Annotated in this window: 18 protein-coding genes; 9 read left to right on the top strand and 9 right to left on the bottom strand. The window is 69.4% G+C overall.

Annotated features, from left to right (window positions below; translation table 11 throughout):
* Positions 1-54: 54 nt before the first annotated feature.
* From OG787_RS08500 to OG787_RS08490, 3 genes are all read right to left on the bottom strand, one after another.
* Positions 55-837, bottom strand: a complete 783-nt coding sequence (locus OG787_RS08500; RefSeq protein ID WP_405534767.1) for an SDR family oxidoreductase — start codon at positions 835-837, stop codon at positions 55-57.
* Between the two features lie 75 nt (positions 838-912).
* The gene (locus OG787_RS08495) at positions 913-1,752 is read right to left on the bottom strand and encodes an SDR family NAD(P)-dependent oxidoreductase (protein ID WP_369030397.1); all 840 of its coding nucleotides are present in this window, start codon (positions 1,750-1,752) and stop codon (positions 913-915) included.
* A 147-nt stretch (positions 1,753-1,899) separates the two neighbouring features.
* Positions 1,900-2,757 (bottom strand): helix-turn-helix transcriptional regulator, encoded by an 858-nt coding sequence (locus OG787_RS08490; RefSeq protein WP_405534766.1) that lies wholly within the window; start codon positions 2,755-2,757, stop codon positions 1,900-1,902.
* Positions 2,758-2,865: 108 nt separating this feature from the next.
* Here OG787_RS08490 and OG787_RS08485 point away from each other — a divergent pair, with 108 nt between their 5' ends.
* Positions 2,866-3,711 carry a helix-turn-helix transcriptional regulator gene (locus tag OG787_RS08485; protein ID WP_405534765.1) on the top strand — a complete coding sequence of 282 codons (846 nt, stop codon included), beginning with the start codon at positions 2,866-2,868 and terminating at the stop codon, positions 3,709-3,711.
* A gap of 592 nt (positions 3,712-4,303) precedes the next feature.
* Positions 4,304-4,783 (top strand): potassium channel family protein, encoded by a 480-nt coding sequence (locus tag OG787_RS08480; RefSeq protein ID WP_405534764.1) that lies wholly within the window; start codon positions 4,304-4,306, stop codon positions 4,781-4,783.
* A 61-nt stretch (positions 4,784-4,844) separates the two neighbouring features.
* Here OG787_RS08480 and OG787_RS08475 read toward each other — a convergent pair whose 3' ends face one another.
* Positions 4,845-5,561: a FadR/GntR family transcriptional regulator gene (locus OG787_RS08475; protein ID WP_369030393.1), complete on the bottom strand. Its 717-nt coding sequence runs from the start codon at positions 5,559-5,561 to the stop codon at positions 4,845-4,847.
* Positions 5,562-5,965: 404 nt separating this feature from the next.
* Here OG787_RS08475 and OG787_RS08470 point away from each other — a divergent pair, with 404 nt between their 5' ends.
* Genes OG787_RS08470 through OG787_RS08455 form a run of 4 tightly spaced genes read left to right on the top strand, consistent with a single transcriptional unit; the run spans position 5,966 to position 10,410 of the window.
* The gene (locus tag OG787_RS08470; RefSeq protein WP_405534763.1) at positions 5,966-7,219 is read left to right on the top strand and encodes an aminotransferase class V-fold PLP-dependent enzyme; all 1,254 of its coding nucleotides are present in this window, start codon (positions 5,966-5,968) and stop codon (positions 7,217-7,219) included.
* 55 nt (positions 7,220-7,274) lie between these two features.
* On the top strand, positions 7,275-8,582 hold the full coding sequence (locus tag OG787_RS08465; protein WP_369030391.1) for a sugar ABC transporter substrate-binding protein: 1,308 nt from the start codon (positions 7,275-7,277) through the stop codon (positions 8,580-8,582).
* Between the two features lie 20 nt (positions 8,583-8,602).
* Positions 8,603-9,577, top strand: a complete 975-nt coding sequence (locus OG787_RS08460) for a carbohydrate ABC transporter permease (protein WP_405534762.1) — start codon at positions 8,603-8,605, stop codon at positions 9,575-9,577.
* Positions 9,574-10,410, top strand: a complete 837-nt coding sequence (locus OG787_RS08455) for a carbohydrate ABC transporter permease (protein WP_369030390.1) — start codon at positions 9,574-9,576, stop codon at positions 10,408-10,410. The genes OG787_RS08460 and OG787_RS08455 overlap by 4 nt, the downstream gene beginning before the upstream one ends.
* Before the next feature lie 7 nt (positions 10,411-10,417).
* Here OG787_RS08455 and OG787_RS08450 read toward each other — a convergent pair whose 3' ends face one another.
* From OG787_RS08450 to OG787_RS08430, 5 genes are all read right to left on the bottom strand, one after another.
* Positions 10,418-10,978: a hypothetical protein gene (locus OG787_RS08450; protein ID WP_405534761.1), complete on the bottom strand. Its 561-nt coding sequence runs from the start codon at positions 10,976-10,978 to the stop codon at positions 10,418-10,420.
* Between the two features lie 224 nt (positions 10,979-11,202).
* The gene (locus OG787_RS08445; protein WP_405534760.1) at positions 11,203-11,502 is read right to left on the bottom strand and encodes a hypothetical protein; all 300 of its coding nucleotides are present in this window, start codon (positions 11,500-11,502) and stop codon (positions 11,203-11,205) included.
* Positions 11,503-11,603: 101 nt separating this feature from the next.
* The gene (locus OG787_RS08440; protein WP_369030388.1) at positions 11,604-12,095 is read right to left on the bottom strand and encodes a DUF4188 domain-containing protein; all 492 of its coding nucleotides are present in this window, start codon (positions 12,093-12,095) and stop codon (positions 11,604-11,606) included.
* 14 nt (positions 12,096-12,109) lie between these two features.
* Positions 12,110-12,319 (bottom strand): 2TM domain-containing protein, encoded by a 210-nt coding sequence (locus tag OG787_RS08435; RefSeq protein WP_369030387.1) that lies wholly within the window; start codon positions 12,317-12,319, stop codon positions 12,110-12,112.
* Positions 12,319-13,038 carry an alpha/beta fold hydrolase gene (locus tag OG787_RS08430; RefSeq protein WP_405534759.1) on the bottom strand — a complete coding sequence of 240 codons (720 nt, stop codon included), beginning with the start codon at positions 13,036-13,038 and terminating at the stop codon, positions 12,319-12,321. The genes OG787_RS08435 and OG787_RS08430 overlap by 1 nt, the downstream gene beginning before the upstream one ends.
* A 173-nt stretch (positions 13,039-13,211) precedes the next feature.
* Between OG787_RS08430 and OG787_RS08425 the strand changes: the two genes are divergently transcribed.
* The 3 genes from OG787_RS08425 (at position 13,212) to OG787_RS08415 (ending at position 20,510) form a co-directional block, all read left to right on the top strand.
* Positions 13,212-15,779 (top strand): FAD-dependent oxidoreductase, encoded by a 2,568-nt coding sequence (locus OG787_RS08425; protein ID WP_405534758.1) that lies wholly within the window; start codon positions 13,212-13,214, stop codon positions 15,777-15,779.
* A 359-nt stretch (positions 15,780-16,138) separates the two neighbouring features.
* Positions 16,139-19,318: an ATP-binding protein gene (locus OG787_RS08420; RefSeq protein ID WP_405534757.1), complete on the top strand. Its 3,180-nt coding sequence runs from the start codon at positions 16,139-16,141 to the stop codon at positions 19,316-19,318.
* On the top strand, positions 19,302-20,510 hold the full coding sequence (locus OG787_RS08415) for a PLP-dependent aminotransferase family protein (protein ID WP_405534756.1): 1,209 nt from the start codon (positions 19,302-19,304) through the stop codon (positions 20,508-20,510). The genes OG787_RS08420 and OG787_RS08415 overlap by 17 nt, the downstream gene beginning before the upstream one ends.
* The last annotated feature ends 19 nt before the right edge of the window (positions 20,511-20,529 follow it).

Below are 20,529 nucleotides of genomic sequence, written 5' to 3'. Positions count from 1 at the left end.
GGCGGCCTCGTTCAGGCTGCCCGCCGAGCGCCCCTCGCGTCCGCACGGACGACCTCAGATCGCCTGCGCGGTGGGCATGACGGTGATCTCGGTGAGGTTGACATGGCGCGGGACGGCGGCCATGAAGGCGACGGTCTCCGCGATGTTCGCGGACTTCAGACAGTCGATGTCGTGGATGAGGTCCGCCATCAGTTTCGAGGCGTCCGGGTCGGTGACGTGGTCGGGGAGTTCGGTCTCGACCATGCCGGGCTCGATCGTGGCCACGCGGACCATCTTGGGACCGAGTTCGACGCGGAGCAGCCGGGTGAGATGGCTGATGTACGCCTTGGTGCCGGAGTAGACGGAGAACTTCGCCAGGATGCGGGTCGCCGCGATGGACGAGGTGTTGATCAGGTCGGCGGGCCTGCCCTGGGCGGCGGAATGGGTGAGGTGGGGGAGGAACGCGGCGATGACGTTCATCAGGCCGCCGATGTTGAGGTCGATCTGGCGCTGCCAGTCGTCGACCTTCAACTCCTCGATGCCGGAGATGAGTTGGACCCCGGCGTTGTTGAACACCAGATCGGCCTTGCCGAAGCGGGCGGCGACCCGGTCGGCGGCGCTCCGGACGGCGGCACGGTCGGTCACGTCGACGGCCAGGGCGAGCGCGGAGCCGCCACCGGCCTCGATCTCCTTGACCAGACTGTCGAGACGCTCCTTCCGCCGGGCCAACACGACCACGGTGGCGCCGAGTTCGGCGAGGCGCCGGGCGGTGACGGCACCCATGCCGCTGGAGGCACCGGAGACGACGGCGTCACGGCCGGCCAGGGGCGTGCCGGTGAGCAGGGCAGCGGACATCACAAAACCTCGATCTCTTTGCTGGGTACGGTTTCTGGGACCGATTTCCGGTTTCTGGGACCGATCTCTGACGATGCGTCAGGCGACGTCGTCATGGCCGGTGGCGGCGGACTTCTCGCGCCAGGCGGCGAGATCCTCCTGCACCTGCTGATACTTGACGTCCAGCCGCTCCAAGGTGTCGCGCCCGAGGTAGAGATGTGTGGGCAGCTTCTCCGTGGAGGCGGCCTCGACGATGAGCGCGGCACCCTTGACGGGGTCGCCGAGCTGGGCGTGGTTGGCCCGGTCGATCCAGTCCAGCGTCACGTGCGCCGGGGTGTCGTCGTAGTCGGCGATACGGTCCGCGGCGACCGACAGGGAACTGGCGTCGAGGAAGTCCGTACGGAACACGCCCGGTTCGACGACCATCGACTGGATCCCGAACGGGGCCATCTCGACGGAGAGCGCCTCGCTGATGCCGGCGACGGCGAACTTCGACGCGCAGTACAGGCTGACACCGGGCTCGCCCTCGAACCCGGAGCGGGAACCGATGTGCACCAGCCGGCCCGAGCCCTGCTTGCGCATCACGGGCAGCACGGCGCGGGTGACGTTGATCAGCCCGAAGACGTTGAGGTCGAACAGCGACCGGGCCTCCGCGTCGGTGATCTCCTCCAGCGCGCCGAGCAGACCCCGGCCGGCGTTGTTGACGAGGACGTCGATGCCGCCGAACCGCTCCACGGCGGCCTCGACCGCCTGCGGGATGCTGTCGTTGTCCGTGACGTCCAGGGCGACCGCGAAGACCTTGTCGGAGTTCTTCAGATCGTCCGGCACGCGCTCCGGATTCCGTGCGGCGACCACGACATCGTTGCCTCCCGCCAGGGCGGCACGGGCGATTTCCGCACCGATTCCACGGGAGGCGCCGGTGACGAACCACGTAGCCATGGGAAAACCTCTTTCGTCTTTTTCGGATCCCCTTTTCGGAGATCTCCTGTTGACGAATTCGAGTCTGCCCGTCGGCCCAGGAATGATGAAGGCCGCGCTTCTCCTGGGAGTCCCACACCTAGGAAAGGCCAGGAAAGGTAGGAAAGGCTAGGAAAGGCGAGGCGCTTCGGGTGCGCTGACGGAACCCAGCAGAGCAAGCCCGTCGGCGGAGGGGGAGCCGGGCTCGGCCTGGAGGACGACGAGTTGCTGTCCCGGGACGCTGCGGATGCTGAGCGCCTCGTGCCGCAGCTCCAGGTCTCCCACGACGGAGTGGCGCACATGCTTGACGTCGTAGGGCGGGACCCGGGTGTACTCGCGTGCCCACAGAGCGCGGAACTCGCCGCTGCGCACCGACAGTTCACCGACCAGCTCCAGGATCCGGGGATCCTCGGGGGTGCTCGCGGCGGTCCGCTGAAGGTCGGCGACCGCACGGTGCCTGGCCCGCTCCGCGTTCCGGTAGAAGGTCTTGGCCGTGGGGTCGAGGAAGAGCATGCGCAGTACGTTGTCGTGCTGGGCGAAGTCGCCGTAGAGGGCGTCGGCCAGGGCGTTCGTGGCCAGCAGGTCCTGGGCGTGGCCGATGATGAAGGCCGGTGTCGCGGTCCAGCTCTCGATCAGCTGCCGCAGGTGCGGGCGGACCCGCTCGACCCGAACCGGGGATTTCGTACGCCGGGCCGCCGGCTGCGCCAGCCGGAAGAGTTCCCCCTTGTCCTCGTCCCCGAGGCGCAGGGCGCGGGCGAGGGCCTCCAGCACTCGGGGTGAGGGGCTCAGCTCACGGCCCTGCTCCAGCCGGCTGTAGTAGCTCGGGCTGACACCGGCGAGCGTCGCGACCTCGTCACGCCGCAGACCGGGCACCCTCCGCCGGCCGGCGCCGGACAGGCCCGCCGCGTCAGGGCTGAGGCGTTCCCTACGGGAGCGGAGGAACGGACCCAGCCCTCCAACCGGGTCATGCCGAATGTCGTTGTCCATACCGTCAAGGCTAGGCGGAGAAGGGCGGGCGGAGTTCGGCCGACGGTGGGTGTATTACACCCAGGATCGGCGAGCCCCCATGGAGGCGAAGGTTTGTAGTCTTGCCCCATGAGCAACGGGACACCCCTGGGTGATTTCCTCAGAGCCCGCCGAGAAGCCCTGAAGCCGCACGACGTGGGACTGCCCGAACACGGGCGACGGCGGGTGCCGGGCCTGCGCCGAGAGGAAGTCGCGCTGCTCGCCGGAGTCAGCTCCGACTACTACATCAGGCTGGAACAGGGCCGCGAGAACAGCCCGTCCCCGCAGGTCCTCGACGCCGTGGCGCAGGCGCTGAAACTGGACGCGGAAGCCACCGACCACCTCAACCGCCTCTGCCTCACCGCCTCGCAACGCCCGCGCGACCGGGGCGAGACGGCCGTCAGCCAACAACTGCTGCAACTGATGGACGGCTGGGAGCACACCCCGGCCTTCGTCGTCGGCCCGGCCCTCGACATCCTGGCGGGCAACTCCCTGGCCACGGCCCTCCACAGCGGCTTCGACGCCTTCGACAACCTCGCCCGCATGGTGTTCGTCGACCCGGCGGGCCGCGAGTTCTACCAGGAATGGGAGCGGGCCGCACATTCCTGCACCGCCGAAATCCGCGCCGCCTACGGCCACGACCCCAAATCACCCCGAATCGCCGAATTCGTGACGCAACTCTCCGCCCAGAGCAAGGAATTCGCCGAACTCTGGAAGCGACACGACGTGAAAGGCAAATCCCAAGAGGGCAAGCACCTCAAACACCCCCAGGTCGGCGACCTGCACATCAAATTCGCGGCCTTCACGGTAAACGGATCCCCACACCAACAACTGGTCGTCTACCAAGCCGAACCGGCGAGCCAGACGGCAACGGCCTTCGAGACCCTGAGGACCATGGCCACCCGCCCGAAGCAGGCGGAGACAGCCCAGAGGTAGCGCCACGGGGGCGCGGTGCCCGCGGGGTTCCAGGTAGGTACACAGTCCGAAGCGAGGCGCACGGGACGCAGCCCTCACGGGAGCCCCGGAGGCGCAGCCCCACCCCCACCAAGGGGCGCAGTCCCGCCCCGGGTTCCGGCTCGCACCCCCGAGCGGGATGTGCGGGACCCACCCCCACGGAACGTCCGGGCGCGCGCCCGGACGCGGGGTGCAGGGGATGCAGATCCCGCCGGGGGTTCAGGGAGGCAGCCCCGAGCGCGGTGCAGGGGACGCAGTCCCCGCCGGGGGTTCAGGGAGGCAGCCCCGAGCGGGGTGCAGGGGACGCAGTCCCCGCCGGGGTGCAGGGGCAGCGCCCCGTCGGGGGTTCAGGAGGCCGCGCTCCTGACCGGGGTCGAAGGGGCGGAGCCCCTGGGGATGGGAATGGGTAGGGGCGGCGGGGGCGAGGAAAGGCAACCCCGCCCCGATCCCGCGCGCGCCTTCGTCTCCGCCCCACCCGTGCCGCCCTCCCCGCACCGGCCGATGGAATGACATGCCCGCACACCGCCGCGCGCCCGCACGGCCAGCGCGCCGTCCGTCCCGCAGGATCCGGTGCATGCTGCCCCAGTTCTGGACCCGGACGGTCGAGTTCCTCCTCGGCCGTGAGGGCCGCTCGCTGCATCTGAAGGCGGCGGGCGGCGCCACGGCGGCCCTCGGGGCGGTGATGCTCCTCGGCTCGTGGGTGGTCGTGGCCGCCGAGGAGGGCGCCAGGGGCGCCAACCTGACGTCGTACCCGAAGGCCCTGTGGTGGTCGGTCGAGACGGCGACGACCGTCGGATACGGCGACTTCTACCCGGTGACCCTGTGGGGCCGGATCGTCGGCGCCGTGGTGATGGTCGTCGGCATCACCACGTACGGCATGGTCACCGCGGCCCTCGCCACCTGGTTCGTCGGCCGGGAGGAGGAACGCCGACATCGCCTCGCGCACACCGCCCACGAACTGTGCGAGGACACCGCCCGCGCCCTGCACGACCGGTTCGACCGCCTGGAACACCTGGTCATCAGCCATGACCGTCCGGGGGGACGGTCCGAATGAACAGCGCCGCACGCTGCCCCCGGCCACGGCGGCGACCACCGGACAACGCCGACCGGGGCAGCTATTCCTGGGCGGCGCCCGCGTCACCGTCGGCGGCCGGCTGCTGCTGGAGGAAGACCGTGAGCCATTTCTCCGTATGGGCCACGTGGGCCGCGGCCGCGCCCGCGGCGGCGACGGGATCGCGGTTGGCGAGCGCCGTGGCGATCGCGCGGTGGTCCTCGTCGCTGGCGCGCTTGATGTGCGGGCCGTCGGGAAGCGTGAACACCTGATAGGCGCGGGACCGGGCCCGGAACACCCCGAGCAGCGAGCCGAGCGTGGGGTTTCCGCCGACGCGGGCGATCTCAGCGTGGAAGCTCTGGTCGAGGGCGGAGACCCGCTCCGGGTCCTCGGTCGCCTCCATCGCCTCGATGTGCTCGAAGATCGACTTCAGTGTCTCGGGGGTCATCCGGGCCGCCGCCTGCGCCGCCGCGTGGGACTCCAGGATCCGCCGGATCTCGTACATCTCCAGCAGTCCGGCGAGCGGCAGCAGATCGACCGTGAGCGACAGGCTGCCCACGATGTCCTCCGGCCGCAGCTGTGAGACATAGGTGCCCGAGCCGTGCCGGGGCTCTATGACCCGCAGGGCCGCGAGCATCCGCACGGCCTCGCGCAAGGAGCCCCGGGAGACGCCCAGTTCCTCGCACAGCTCGCCCTCCGGCGGGATGCGCTGCCCGGCCACCAGGCGGCCGGTGGAGATCATGTGCCGTAGTCCGTGGAACGCCTGGTCAACTGCGGACATTCTTCGCCTCCTGAGGACTCGGCCGCTTCACTCGGCCTTCGGCAGCCTACAGAGTCATCTGATGAGTTACGGCATCTCCCCTCAAGTCATCCAATGACTTATTTCGAGGACGTAATCGGTCGGTCACGACGCCATCAAGTCGCCGACCGCCCCGAGGATTGCGTCACCGAGTCCCATCCATTGGCATCTTTGCAGGTGAGAGGGCATTTTTTGGATGCTCAATGATGCGATACGAGTACGGGTCGCCCCTCCGTTCCGCGTGACCGTCTGATGTCGACGCCCCCGGCCCCTTGCCTGTCCCAGGGCCTCGATGCCACGATGCGCCGCAAGTCATCTGACCTATTTTCGTTGCCGTCCGATGTGTGGGCCTGCTGTCGTGGGGCCAAGGAGATCGTGAGTCATACGTGAGCGAGCTGGATGTCAGCACTGTCACCACCGCGCCGAGCCCCCTGCTGCTCGCCGACGGAAGACCGGCGGCCGAGGCGTGGTCGCTGGACCCCGCGCACAAGCACGTCAACCACGGGTCGTTCGGGGCGGTTCCGGTCGTCGCACAGCAGGAGCAGAACCGGCTGCGGGCGGAGATGGACCGCTCGCCGGGCGTGTGGTTCCCGGGGCTGTCGGCCCGGGTCGCGGCAGCCCGGGCCGAAGTCGCCGCGTTCCTGCGGGTCGCCGTGGACGACCTCGCCCTCGTGCCGAACGCCAGCGGCGGCGCGAGCGTCGTCTACACGAACGTACCGGCGAGGCCGGGCGGCGAGGTTCTCGTGACGGACCACGGCTACGGCGCCGTCACCATGGGCGCGCAGCGCCTGGCCCGGCGCTGGGGCGGCACCGTCCGCACCGCGCACGTTCCGCTCGACGCGGACGAGGACCGGGCGTACGAGGCGGTCCTCGCCGGGATCACCGACGCGACGGGCCTGATCGTCCTCGACCACATCACCTCCGCGACCGCCCGCTGGATGCCCGTGGAGCGGATCGGACGCGTGGCGCGTGAGCGCGGCATCCCGCTGCTGGTGGACGGCGCACATGTGCCAGGACTGGCCGAGGATCCGCTCGCGGGGCTGGACTGCGACGTGTGGGTCGGCAACCTCCACAAGTTCGGCTGCTCGCCCCGCGGTACGGCGGCCCTGGTCGCCCGCGGTCCGCTCCGCGACGACCTCCACCCGCTGATCGACTCGTGGGGCGCCCCGGAGCCGTACCCCGCCCGCTTCGACACCCAGGGCACCGTCGACGTCACGAGCTACCTCGCCGCGCCGACCGCCCTCGGCTTCGTCGAGGACACCTGGGGCTGGGACACAGCACGCGCCTACATGCGGACGCTGGCCGACTACGCGGAACGGATCGTCGGCGACGCCTTCGCCGAACTCACGGGGGAGAGCAGCTCGGTTGACGTCGGCATGCCGGTCAACGCGCTGCGCCTGGTCCGGCTCCCCGACGGTCTCGGCGCCACCCATGCCGCCGCCGACGCCCTGCGCGACCGTGTCGCCGCGGAGTTGGGCGTCGAGGCCGCCTTCACCAGCTTCGGAGGCGTCGGTTACCTCCGGCTGTCGACGCACGTGTACAACACGGCCGCCGACTTCGAGTACTTCGCCGAGCACTGCGTTCCGGTGCTCGGCGCATGGGCCCGCACCCAGCACGACGCACACCTCACATCGCAGTGACCCATCAGATCCATCAGATCCATCACAGACCCCCCGGAACTGGGAGAGCACAGTGTTGAGCAGCAGAAAGGCAGCAGCGGTCGCCCTCGGGCTCGCCACCGCGTTGACGGCGTCGGGCTGTGCCGTCGGCGGCGGCTCCGGCACGAGCGACGGAACCGTCACGCTCCACATGGTCGAGAGCCTCACCAACCCGGCCCGTACGGCCGTACTGAAGACCCTCATCGGCCAGTTCGAGAAGCAGAACCCCAAGATCAAGGTCGACCTGATCTCCCCGCCCACCGAACAGGCGGACCAGAAGATCCAGCAGATGCTCCAGTCCGGCAGCGGCATCGACACCATGGAGGTCCGGGACATCACGGCCGGGCCGTGGTCGACCAACGGCTGGCTCTACGACATGAGCAAGCCCCTCAAGGGCTGGAGCGGCTGGGACGCGCTGACCGACAACGCTGTCAAGTACGCGAAGGACGCCAAGAACCGGACGTACTACATCCCGTACGGCTTCTACGGCCTCAGCCTCTACTACCGCACCGACCTGGTCTCCGAGGCCGGCTTCAGCGCCCCGCCCGCGAGCTGGGACGACCTGCTCAAGCAGGCCACCGCCATCCAGGACCCCGACAAGCGCCGGTACGGCTACGCCTTCCGCGGCGGAACGAACGCCAACAGCAACGCCGTAGCGGTCATCGAGGCGTACGTCGCCGACAGGATCGACCGGGACAACGGGTTCAAGCTGACCGACGGGAAGACGATCTTCTCGGCACCGGAGGCGCTCACCGCCCTGGAGACGTACTTCAAGCTCTTCAAGAAGGCGTCGCCGCCGTCGTCCGTCGCCTGGGGCTACCCGGAGATGGTCGAGGGCTTCTCCAACGGCTCGACCGCCTTCCTCCTCCAGGACCCCGAAGTGATCGCCACGGTGGCGGAGTCGAAGTCGATCACCACGAAGCAATGGAATACGGCGCCGCTGCTGACCGGCCCCAGCGGCAAGGCCGTGCAGCCGGTGGCGACCGCGGGCTGGGGCATCGCGTCCGGCAGCAAGCACAAGGCGGAGGCCGTCAAGCTGATCGAGTTCCTCTCCGAGGGCGACGCGGCCACCACCTTCGACAAGAAGAACAGCCTCGTCCCCATCCTCAAGAGCTCCGCCGACGACACGTTCTACAAGACGGGCGCCTGGGCGAGCTACGTGAAGATGACCGAGAACCCGGACACGTACATCACGGTCACCCAGCCCCGTAACTCCTCCTGGTGGACCGAGTGGATCCAGAAGTCCGACTCCGAGATCCAGAAGGTGCTGCTCGGCAAGATGACACCCAAGGAGCTCCTGGCCGGCTGGGACACCTACTGGACCGAGAAGTGGAAGAGCCAGTAGGGCTGGCGGGAAGGCCGGACGTGAATCCCTCAACCACCGACGCGGGGCCCCGGCAGGCGGCCCCGCCACCCGCGAAGACCTCGGCGCCCGCGCCGCGCCCGCGCAGGCCGGTCTTCACCGGCCGCCGGGGCCTGAGCATCGCGGCGTTCATGGCGCCGGCGGCCCTGTTCGTCGCGGTGTTCGTCTACTACCCCATGATCGCGGGCGGTCAAATGGCCTTCCGCAACTGGAACTTGAACGACCTCACCGACACCTCCTGGGTCGGCCTCAAGAACTTCAAGGGCATCCTGGACGACCCGGTCTTCTACACCGTCCTCGGCAACACCGCGGTCTGGGTGGTCGGTTCGATCGTGCCCCAGTTCGTCATCGGGTTCGCCATCGCCCTGTGGCTGCGCCGCAGGTTCCGCCTCCGTGGGCTTTACCAGGCGTTGATCTTCTTCCCGTGGGCGATCTCCGGGTTCCTCATCGGCATCCTGTTCCGCTGGATGTTCAACAGCGAGTTCGGGGTCGTCAACGACCTGCTGGAAAAAGCCCACTTGATCGACACCCCGATCCCGTGGCTGGCCGACCCGAAGACCGCGATGACCGCCGTCGTCATCGCCAACATCTGGTACGGGGTCACCTTCTTCACCATCATGATCCTGGCCGCGCTCCAGTCGATCCCCGACGAGATCTACGAGGCCGCTGCCCTCGACGGCGCCGGAAAGGTCCGTACGCTCTTCCAGATCACCATCCCCTCCATCCGCGCGACGCTGGCGCTGACGGTCCTGCTCCGGGTCATCTGGATCTTCAACTTCCCCGACATCATCTTCGGCATGACCGGCGGCGGCCCGTCCAACGAGACGCACATCGTCACGACTTGGATGATCTCCATCACCCAGCAGGGCGACTACGGGAAGGCCTCGGCGGTCGGGCTGATCGTCGTCGCCATGCTGATGGTCTTCTCGGTCTTCTACCTCACGGCCACCCGGGAGCGGAACGGAAAGACGTCATGATCAACAAGGAGTCCACCGCCGGACGCGCCGTACGCATCACATTCCTGACGGGCTGGCTGATCGTCACGGTCTTCCCGCTGTACTGGATCACCATCACCTCGCTCAAGAGCCCCGGGACGATCTTCAGCCCCTCGATCGCCTACTGGCCCGAGCACTTCTCGCTCGCCAACTACACCGGCCTGTTCAGCAAGGCACAGTTCGGCGTCTACCTCACCAACAGCCTGGTCATCGCGACGGTCGCCGGCGTGGTGGCGACCGTCATCTCCCTCCTGTCGGCATACGTCCTCGCGCGCTTCGAGTTCCGGAGCAAGACCGCGCTCCTGATGGCGGCCCTGGTCACCCAGATGATCCCGTCCTTCATCGCGCTCGGGCCGCTGTACATGCTGATGACGGAACTCCAACTCGTCGACAACCGGCTCGGGTTGACCCTCGTCTACGTCGCGGTCTGCATCCCCTTCTGCACGGTGATGCTCCGCGGGTTCTTCGAGAACGTGCCGGACGCGCTGGAGGAGGCCGCGATGATCGACGGCTGCTCACGGCTCGGGGCACTCTTCCGGGTGCTGCTGCCGGTCATGCAGCCCGGCATCATCGCCGCGTTCATCTTCAACTTCGTCAACTGCTGGAACGAGCTGTTCCTTTCGGTGACCCTGATGAACAGCGACGCCAACAAGACAGTGCCGACCGCGCTGAACGGCTTCATCTCCAGCTTCAACATCGACTGGGGCTCGATGTCGGCGGCGGCGGTGCTCACCATCGCGCCCACGATGCTGCTCTTCGCCTTCGCCAGCCGCTACATCGTCCAGGGACTCACCTCCGGCGCGGTGAAGGGCTGACGAGCGCTCATGGGTTGAGCGGCCAATAGGGATCGAGATACCTGCTGCTGCCCAGCCCTCCCCACTCCACGGAGATCCGGTCGCCCTTCCACGGAACGTTGTGGAACGTCGCCCAGGAGACGAAGCTGCGCCCCGGCCCCAGGGTGAAGTCGGCCTGGGGCTGCGTGCTGCACAGGGTCGCGTCGGCGGCGACGTACCCGATCTTCCGGCCGTCACGCAGAAACCACTCCTTGGACAGCTCGGGGTCCTCCCAGCCCCGGCAGGTGAAGTACAGGACGCGGTCGCTGTCGTTGCGGTAGGTGACGTAGACGTGGAGGTACTGCGGCACCTGGCCGGACGGCGGCTTCTCCACCTCCGACCACGACCAGTGGAGGCTCCAGCCGGGCTCCACGCGGACGACTCCGTCACCGCCGGGGGCGTACGTCCCCGGTGCCGGACAGTTCGCCGGCGTCTGGGGCGTGCACGGCAGGGAGTCCGCGGTGGCCGTCGGCGCGGACGCCAGCACCAGGGCGAAGGCCGCCGTCCCCGAGACGGCGGCGACAAGGGAATACCGCTTCACGGACTTCACGGCGCCTCCTGGAGGTCCTCGCATCCGGTGTCCGCCGGGGCGGGGTCCCCCTGGGGTGCGGCTGCGGAGGACATCAGCCTGGCAGCCGGCGACGGACTCGCCCAGAAGGGGGACACGCGAGCGGGGGTGCGTTGGCTGACGCCCACGCGCATCGACCGGGACGCGCGCCGGGGAGTGCGAGAGGGCGGCCGCCGGGGGAGGTGCGGACGGCCTCTGGAGGAGGCTCAGAGGCTCAGTTGGCCGAAGAGGTCCGCATGGACTCCGGAGAATGCCTCCACGCGTGTTCCGTCGAGGCGGAAGGCGTGGTCGGTGCCCACGAACGGGATGCCGAGCAGGGTGTACGCGGAGTCCTGGACGCTGTCGGTGGCCGCATGGGCGATGCCGGCGGAGGTACGCGCGAGGACTTGCTGGAACCATCCGGAGAGTTCAGGGGTGGGGCGGCCACCGGTTCCCCCGGACCCGCTCGGCCCGCAGCACGGCGATGTCCGCGGGACAGTTCCCGGCGAGCGTGACTGCCGGAGCAAGATCGAGGGGGACCTTGCCCGGGCCGTCCACGGCCCAGGCAAGAGATGCTCTGGTCAAGTGCTGGGCCGTTCAGTGTGAGCGATCCTCGCGGAGCGGACGCCTACCTCTCCGCCGCCCGCAGACGCTGGGCCGCCGTGTCGCCGCGTCGGCCGACCGGTACGACACCTGTCGCGGCGGCGAGGCCGTAAGGGGGCATGTCGACGTACACCGATTCGTAGGAGCCCGCCGGGACGATGAACGTCTCGTGCCAGATACCCACATGGCCCTTCCCGGCGCGTGCTCGTCGGTTGAACTCCGTCCATGCGGGCCGGTGTTCCTTGTCCTGCTGGTGGGCGTAGGCGAGGAGCCGCTCCTTGTCGGTCCAGTACTGGACGACGTAGAAGTCCCGGAGGCTGCCGTAGAGCACCTTGTAGCCGAGAAGTCCGCTGCCCTTCTCTTCCGACAGTTCGCGAAGCATGCGTGGCATCGACATGAACGCCGGCAGCCAACTGGAGAATGCTCGCAGCCGGTTGATCCGTAGCCCTATGTGGAAGACGACGATGTCGCCTTCGGCGGCGGAGGTCTGACGGCCCGGAGCTACTTTCTCGGACATGGATCTCCTCTGTTTCACGGCCGGACGAGCGGTCGGGATTTCGCACGAATCACCCAGAAGTGGATCACCAGCCCGATGCCCCAGCCCACAATCGACCACAAGGGCCAGAAGAAGTGGTCGGGTGTGAGAATTCCCCACAGCACCACTTGGGCCACATTGGCGATGACGTACCAGAACAGGTGGATCCGCAGGCCCCACCTCATGGCCTTTTCGTTCTTGTGCATCACGCCTCCTGCGTGTCCTGTACGGCCGTCTCGATGAGGCCCACCGTCGCCCCCGGCCGCGAGACGAACACCATGTGCGAGGCACCCTCGACCACCTGGGTCTTCGCACCGGAGCGCTGGGCCATGAACTCCTGCGTCGCCGGCGGGATGATCCTGTCGGCGCCGCTGATCAGGTTGTAGCTCGGGATCGTCTGCCATGCCTGCGGACCGGTGGCGGGCTCGCCCAGGGCGGCGCCGGTGGCCGGGCGTTGCGTGATCGAGTAGAGGGCGGCTTCCTCCGCCGACACGTCGGCGGCGAAATGGGGATGAAAGACCTTCGGGTCGATGTACAGGTCGACCTGACCGTCGGGCAGCGGCACAGGCTTGAGGGACTCGCCCACGGTGCTGCCCGGGAACTTCTCGACCAGTGCCTGCGCGCTCTCGCCCGTCTCCGGCACGAACGCCGCCAGGTAGACCAGCGCCTTCACGTTCGCGTTCCCCTCGGCGGCAGCGGAGATGACCGCACCGCCGTACGAGTGCCCGACCAGCACGATCGGTCCCTCGATGCTGTCCAGCAGAGCCTTGACGTTGGCTGCGTCGAAGGCGAGCCCTCGCAGTGGATTCGGCGCGGCGATCACTGAATAGCCGTCGGCGACAAGCCGCTTGGTGACGGCGTTGAAGCCGCTGCTGTCGGCGAAGGCTCCGTGTACGAGCACGATCGTCGGTTTTCCGTTCACCATGGACCAGCCTTTCCTCGGGCGTGCGGATCGACGCAAAGCTATGGCGTCGCACTGGACGGGAAATGAATGAGGCCGGGACCTGGTTCCGGGTGGCCTTCAGTGATCATTCAGTCGACGTCAAGCCGGTTCGGCCAATCTGAGCGCCTCGGAGGACAGCTGACTGGGGGGTGCCGATGGTGTCGGACGAGGAAGCCGATGTGGTGGTGATCGGGTCGGGTATGGGCGGTCTCGCGGCGGCGCGCACGATCGCGCAGTTCGGCGGGAAGCGTGTGCTCGTCCTCGAACAGCACTACACGCTCGGCGGGATGACGCACGAGTTCTCCCGCGCCGGGCGATACCGGTTCGGAACCGGTCTGCATTACATGAGCGCGGGTGCCGGCCCGTTCCTCGGGTTCATGACGGACGGAAGGGCGCAGCTCTCCCCCCTGCCGGACGAGTACGACGCACTGCATTTCCCGGGGTTCGACTTCGCCGTCCCCGCCACGAAGGAACGGTTCCGTGAGCGTCTGAAGGAACGGTTCCCTGCCGAGTCCGACGCGATCGACCGATTCTTCCGGACCACGCGCTGGGCCATGGCCGGGCTGACCGCGCGCAATGTCTTCGCGTCGTTCCCCGCCGGCGTACGCAGAGCGGGCGCGCCCGTCGTCGAGCGGCTCTTCCCGTCGGCGTACCGGTCGTTGCGGGACCAGGTCGCCCGCAGTTTCCGCGATCCGCAGCTGCGGGCCGTGCTGGCCGCGCGGTGGGGGCTGTACGGCACTCCGCCGGCATCGAGCGCGTTCGGCTATCACGCGGCGGTCCCGCTGACCTTCTTCATGGAGGGCACCGCACATCCCGTGGGCGGCCCGCAGGAGCTCAACCGGGTCGTGCTGGAGATCCTCGCGCGGTACGGCGTCGTGCTGCGCTCCCGGCAGCGGGTCCATGAGGTCGTCGTCGAGGAGGGCAGGGTGGCCGGTGTCGACGTCGAGGACACCGGCACCGGCCGCCGGTACCGGGTGCGGACGGACACCGTCGTCTCGGCGGCCGGGGTGCGCAACACGTACGCCCTGATCGGGAAGAGCCACGAACTGGCGGAGCTGCCCGCGGAACGGTCGGCGGTCATGCTGTTTCTCGGGCTGGACCGGTCGCCGGCCGAGTTCGGGCTGCGCGGCGAGAACCACTGGTTCATGCCGGATCTCGACGAGCACGACAGCATCCACCGCCCTCCGGGGGAAGGCACGCTGTACGTCTCGTTCGCCTCGCTCAACAACCCGGCCGCCCGGTTCCACACGGTGGAGCTGCTGGAACTCGTCGATCCGAAGGTGGTCGACCAGTGGCGCGGCACGCCCGAGAACGAACGTCCGGACAGCTACCGGAAGTTCAAGGACGAGCTGACCGGCCGGCTGATCGCCCGCCTGGAGGAACGGTGGCCCGGTTTCCGGGAGACGATCGCCTTCGCCGAACTGGCGACGCCGCTGTCGTTCGAGACCTATCAGCACAGCGTGCGGGGATCCTTCTACGGACTCGCGGCGACTCCCCAGCGGTTGCGCTCGGCGCGGGCGGGATGCCGTACTCCGGTCAAGGGTCTGTTCGTGGCCGGGCAGGACGCCTGGGGATCCGGTGTGGTGGGGGCGCTGGCGGGCGGGCTGATGGCGGCGAACGCGGTCCTGAAACCGCGGCAGCTCGGGACGATGTGGCAGGCCATCCGTGCCGGCGGGATGCCCCGGGATCCGGCCACGCCCTGGGAGGGCTATCTGCGTGTGGCCGGCATCGAGGAACTGACCCCGACGGTCCGGCGGATCCGCTTCGAACCCCTGGCGGGCGACGCGATGCCGTTCTCGTTCGCCGCCGGGCAGTACGTGAAGGTCGATCTGCCCGTCGCCGTCGAGCCGATCGAACGGTCGTACTCGATATGCAGCAGTCCCGGGGAGAGCGGCTTCGTCGAGATCGCGGTGAAGCACGAGCCGGACGGGCTGGGCTCGGGATTCCTGCATGAGGAACTGGAGGTCGGGCTCGCGTTGCGGGTGAGCGGCCCGCACGGCGAGTTCACCTGGGAGCCGGGCACCGAGGCGGACACGCTTCTGCTCATCGCCGGGGGCGTCGGGATCACCCCGCTGATGAGCGTCCTGCGCGCGGCCGCCGACGCCGGTCACACGGGGCGGATCGTCCTGCTGGCGAGCCACCGGACCGCGGACGAGGTGCTGTTCGGGCCGGAGATCGAAGCGCTGCGGTTCCGGCTGCCGGGGCTGGAGACGTCGGTGTTCGCGACCGACCGGGAACGGCGGATCGGCCGCGAGGAGTTGCTGCCCCACGCGAGCCCGACGACCCGGGTGCACCTGTGCGGGCCGGCGCCCATGATGCAGGACCTGATCGGCCGCCTGACCGAACTGGGGGTGCCGCGAGAGGCCATCCACACCGAGGCGTTCGTCTCGGGCCGGAGCAAGGAGACCCGCCGGGAGAAGGCGCACGCCATCGCCGTCGCCGCCGCGGCGGCCGGTGTCACCGAGTTCGTGATCGGCACGGTGGACGGGGCCCCGGCGTTCCCGTGCAGCCCTGGGCAGTCGGTCCTCGACGCCGCCAACGCCGTCGGCGTCGCGTTGCCCCAGTCGTGCGGCGAAGGCGCGTGCGGTACCTGTCGGGTGCGGGTGCTCTCCGGCGCCCACGAGACCGACGACCGGGGGATGTTCTCCGCCGACGAGCTGGCGGCGGGCTGGCGGCTGGCCTGCCAGACACTGCCCACCGAGGACCTGGTGATCGGTCGGTAGGGCGGCGGTCCGGCCGCGGTCACCGTCCACGCCGTCCCGTCGACAGCACGACGGACCACGGCTTCCGACCGGCCACGCTCGGGCCCGGCAACCTGGTACGGGCTCCTCATTGCCATCGCCGGAACGGTGTGCGGGCGCGCGGAGACATGTCCGCGAGCCCTGTGCGGCGCGCGGCCATCGGCACGTGGACCGGCCGTGGGCCGCCGATGCATCGGTACCGGCCGATCGGGCACCTGGTTCCGCCGCGACGGCACTGCCCACCGGCCGCCTCGGCGCATGGACCCGAGCCGCAGAGCAACCGTAAAATGAATATGCCGCAGTCGAACGTGGTCGGGCCGTGAGTAGGGGTAGGGGTGGGCATGGCTTCCTCCGGCGGACATCTGCGTCTGCAGATTCTCGGTCCGTTGCGGATCTGGCGGGACGGCGTCGAACTGGACACCGGGCCGCGGCAGCAGTCGTACCTGCTCGCGGTGCTGCTCGCCCGCGCGGGCGAGCCGATCAGTACGAGCGAGTTGGTCGACCTGATCTGGGCCGAGGACGTCCCGGCGTCGGCCGTGAACATTCTCCAGAAGTACGTCGGCTCACTGCGACGGCTGTTCGAGCCTCTGCGGCCCGTCCGCGAAGCCGGCTCGTTCCTCCAGCGTCGCGGCAACTCCTACCTTTTCACCGTCGGCTCCGCCACCCTGGACCTCGTCGTCTTCCGCGAACTCGTCGACGCCGCCAGGGCCGCGCTGACTCGACACGATCACGAGGCGGCCCTCGATCACTACGTCGGAGCGCTCGGGCTCTGGCACGGCCCGGCGGGCGACGGCATCGCCGACGGGACGAACATCACGGCTGTCTTCGCCGCACTCGACAACGAGTTCTACGACGCGTGCACGGCGGCGGCGGAGCTTGCCGTGTCGACGGGCCAGCCGGAGCGGGTGCTCGCGGCTCTGCGACTGGCCGCATCGATGGCACCGTTCAACGAACCCGTGCTGGCCGGTCTCGTCGGCGTTCTGGGCGCTGCCGGCCGGCAGGCGGAGGCGCTGAAGGTGTTTCGTCAGGTCCGCGACCGGCTCTCCGAGGAACTCGGCATCGACCCGGGTCCGGCGCTGGAGGACGCACAGCGGCGGATTCTCACCCAGTCCCCGGCGTCGCCGCTCGTGCGGGAGACGGACGCGGAGGCAGGGCGAACCACGGCGGCCACCTTGATCGGCCGGACCGAGGAGCTCGCCACGCTGCGGCGCATCGTGGAGCGCGCACTCGCCGGCGACACCGCGATCGGCGTTGTCGAAGGCGAACCGGGCGCAGGCAAGACCCGGCTGCTGGAGGAAGCCGCCGCCGTGGCGGGCCGACTGGGCGCACTCACCGTCTGGGGCTCCTGCCTGGAGGGCGACGGGACACCGGCGATGTGGCCGTGGGAGCAGGCGCTGAGCCAGGTCGTCCACAGTCTGCCCGCTCCGGCGAGCGAGCAGTGGCTCACCGGCGGGCTGGGGAGCCTCCTCGCGGCGCGGGACGACGCGACCCGGGAACTTCCTGACGGCAACGCCCAGTTCCGGCTGTTCGAACAGGTCGTCGCCCTCGTCGGACAAGCCTCGGCACGGCGGCCGACACTCCTGATACTCGACGATCTCCAATGGGCCGACGTCACCTCCCTCCAGTTGTTGCAGCACGTGACGGGACGGCTGCCCCAGGGTGCCGCGATCATCGGCGCGTTACGTGACCGCGCACCCACACTCGGCCCGGACCTCTCCCGGGTGCTGGCCGCTGTCAGCCGACTGCCCGGTCACCGGAGGTTCCGGCTCGGTCCGCTCGGTCCGGCCGACGTGGCCGAACTCGTCCGCCACGAGGCCGGCCAGGATCCCGGCGACGCCGTCGCCCGCGCCATCCACGCCCGTACCTCCGGCAATCCGTTCTTCGTCCGCGAACTGTCCCGGCTCCTCAGCGGGAACGGCGCGATCGGCGACGGCGACACGTCCGCCTCGGCCAGGGTCCCGTCCACCGTCCATGACGTGGTCCGCGACAGGATGGCCGGGCTCGACGACCGCGCCCGCGACCTGCTGCGCGTGGCCGCGCTCATCGGCCGCGACGTCGACCTCAGACTGCTGTCCCGCGCCACCGGTGTGGACGTCGCGGACTGCCTCCACCGCCTGGAACCGCTGCATACTCTCGGGCTGCTCGAACCCGGGCCGCAGGACCCGTCCTCGCTCCGCTTCGCGCACGACCTGGTGCGCGAGTCGGTCTCCGAGACCGCGACGAAAGTGCAGGTCACCCAGCTGCATCTGCGCGTCGCGGACGCGCTCGAACAGATCCACGCCGACGACGAGGACGTCGCCGAACGCCTCGCGTACCACCTGTGGGCCGCCGGCCCCCTCGCCGAGCCCGTGCGCGTCGCGGAGGCGTTGATCCGCGCCGGGCGCCGCGCGGCGGCCAAACTCGCCTTCGAGTCCGCCAATCGACAGCTGCGCTCCGCGATACAGGTCACCCGGGCTTCCGGACTCATGGAGCTGGAGTTCTCCGCCCTCACACTGCTCGCCATCGTCGTCAGACGACAGGCGGGGTACGACGCCTCGACATTCGATCTGCTGGAGCGGGCCGAATACCTGGCCAGCACCCTCGGCCGGGAGGCGGAAGCCGCAGACTTCCTCTTCATCCGCATGATGGGTGCCTACACCTCCATCGAGAAGGGCCGCGGGGAGCTGGCCCGCCGACTGCACGAGCTCGGTCAGGTGTCCTCCGATCCGGCCGTCCGACGCTACGGCCGGCACGCCTGGGGCCTGCATCAGTGGGACATCGGCAACATCGGCGAGGCGTACCGGTCCTTCGTCAAGGAGGATGTAGCCGCTGTCGGCGGCACGATCGCCCCGGACGAGGAGACGCCGCTCCGGCGGGACGGCAGCATTCCCGGGGAAGGGCCCGGCTGGCGGGCAGTCATGACCGCGCTGCACGGTGATGTCGACGCGGCGCTGGCCTTCGTCGACACCTGGGACACCCCGGGGGACCCGTACGCGGCCTCGGTCTGGGTCTACTACACGACCATGATCACTTCCATGGCCGGGGACGCCGAAGCGGCACGGCGAGCCGGCGAGCGGTGGGCCGCCGTCGGATTCGTACGTCTCCGCTCCAACATCGACCTCTACATCCGGCAGTTCTGGTGCTGGGCGCGCGCCCTCACCGGTGAGGATCCGGCCGGCGCCGCGACCGAGGCCGAGGAACTCCTGGCCGCCCACCTGCTCGATCCGCCGCAATGGGGCATCGCCTACCACTACGCACTGATCGCCGAGATGTGGCTGGCCGCCGGATCGCCCGATCGGGCCGAAGCGGCTCTCGACCGAGCCGACCGGGCCATATGGGACTTCGGCCAGCGTTACGCCGAAGGGCTCCTCCTGTTGCTGAGGGCGCGCCTGCTACAGGCCCGCGGTGCACCGCTCACCGCTGTCCGGGCCGCCGCCGAACGCGCCTCCACGCAATCCACCAGATGCGAGGCGCACCTGTTCGCGCGACGCGCCGAACAGCTCTCTCAGGACTTGGAGGCAATGCATGACCGCAGGCCCTGACGAGGAACAGGGCGGGCTGACGGCCCTGGCCCGTGGGCTCTCGGCGCCGAAAGGCTTCGTCGACGCCAGCTTCGCCTCCCCGGCCCCCGGAACGATTCGCCTGCTGGGTGGCATCCCCGCGCCCACGGCCCTGCCGGTCGAGGCGATCGGCAAGGCATCGGCGCAGCTGTGGCAGACCCCCGACGCCGCGGTCGCGAGCCTCCAGTATGCGCCGGCGCGCGGATCCGCCGCACTGTGCGACTGGATCGCGCGACGGGAGGGCGTCGACCCGAGTCGGATCGTGGTGACGAACGGCGGCATGCACGGCCTCTCCCTGGCGGTCCTGACCGTCGTCGAGCGCGGTGCCACCGTCGCGGTGGACGATCCGGTGTTCCCGGGTTTCCTGTGGGCCCTGGAGGTGTCGACGACACGGATCCTGCCGGTACCGGTCGTGGCCGACGGCTTCGACGTCGAACACCTCGCCCGGCGGCTCGCCACCGGCGCGCGGATCGCCGCGGCCTACACCGTGCCCGACTTCCACAATCCCGCCCAGGTCAGTCTCTCGGCGCCGAAGCGGCAGGCACTGATCGAACTCGCCGAGCGGTACGGCTTCTACGTGATCGTGGACAATCCGTACCGCGAACTGCGGTTCGGCGGCCAGGACCAGGGTGTCGCGGTCTTCAACCAGTCGGACCGGGCGATCCACGTCAACTCCTTCACCAAGACCCTCGGCCCCGGCTGGCGCGTGGGCTGGCTGGTGCTGCCGCACCACCTCGTGGACCCGGTGACCCGGCTGCGCAACCGTCTCGACGTCCACACGTCCTCGGTGACCCAGGCGATCATCGAACGGCTGCTCACCGACGACGCCCAATGGTTCGACGGGGTCGTGCGCGGCGCCACCGCGCTCTACCGGGAACGCGCCGGCGTGCTGGTCGACGCCCTGCGGGAACAACTCCCGGGCGCCCTCGACATCGTGGCCCCCGAAGGCGGGCTGTTCCTCTGGCCGCGGCTCACCGACGACGCAGTGGACCCCGCGGCGCTGTTCCGGCGGGCGGCCGCCCACGGCGTGGTCTACCAGCCGGGCGAGTACTTCGCGGCGGACGCGGCGGACCCCCGGCGGCAGTCCTCGGCCCGGCACCTGCGCTTGTCCTACAGCGACCGCACTCCGGAGGAACTGCGGGAGGCCGTACGCCGGCTGGCCCTGGCTTTCTGAGGACGCAAGCGAGCAACGA

Origin of the sequence: Streptomyces sp. NBC_00075, from assembly GCF_045041225.1 — a bacterium.
Lineage (GTDB): Bacteria > Actinomycetota > Actinomycetes > Streptomycetales > Streptomycetaceae > Streptomyces > Streptomyces adonidis.
This window is presented reverse-complemented; position numbering and strand designations above follow the sequence as displayed.

What these genes read in the sequence shown, in the direction of transcription:
- OG787_RS08495 (WP_369030397.1), bottom strand. Translation starts at nt 1,752, where the DNA reads ATGGCTACGTGGTTCGTCACCGGCGCCTCCCGTGGAATCGGTGCGGAA.
- OG787_RS08490 (WP_405534766.1), bottom strand. Translation starts at nt 2,757, where the DNA reads ATGGACAACGACATTCGGCATGACCCGGTTGGAGGGCTGGGTCCGTTC.
- OG787_RS08485 (WP_405534765.1), top strand. Translation starts at nt 2,866, where the DNA reads ATGAGCAACGGGACACCCCTGGGTGATTTCCTCAGAGCCCGCCGAGAA.
- OG787_RS08480 (WP_405534764.1), top strand. Translation starts at nt 4,304, where the DNA reads ATGCTGCCCCAGTTCTGGACCCGGACGGTCGAGTTCCTCCTCGGCCGT.
- OG787_RS08475 (WP_369030393.1), bottom strand. Translation starts at nt 5,561, where the DNA reads ATGTCCGCAGTTGACCAGGCGTTCCACGGACTACGGCACATGATCTCC.
- OG787_RS08455 (WP_369030390.1), top strand. Translation starts at nt 9,574, where the DNA reads ATGATCAACAAGGAGTCCACCGCCGGACGCGCCGTACGCATCACATTC.
- OG787_RS08440 (WP_369030388.1), bottom strand. Translation starts at nt 12,095, where the DNA reads ATGTCCGAGAAAGTAGCTCCGGGCCGTCAGACCTCCGCCGCCGAAGGC.
- OG787_RS08435 (WP_369030387.1), bottom strand. Translation starts at nt 12,319, where the DNA reads ATGCACAAGAACGAAAAGGCCATGAGGTGGGGCCTGCGGATCCACCTG.
- OG787_RS08430 (WP_405534759.1), bottom strand. Translation starts at nt 13,038, where the DNA reads ATGGTGAACGGAAAACCGACGATCGTGCTCGTACACGGAGCCTTCGCC.
- OG787_RS08425 (WP_405534758.1), top strand. Translation starts at nt 13,212, where the DNA reads ATGGTGTCGGACGAGGAAGCCGATGTGGTGGTGATCGGGTCGGGTATG.
- OG787_RS08420 (WP_405534757.1), top strand. Translation starts at nt 16,139, where the DNA reads ATGGCTTCCTCCGGCGGACATCTGCGTCTGCAGATTCTCGGTCCGTTG.
- OG787_RS08415 (WP_405534756.1), top strand. Translation starts at nt 19,302, where the DNA reads ATGACCGCAGGCCCTGACGAGGAACAGGGCGGGCTGACGGCCCTGGCC.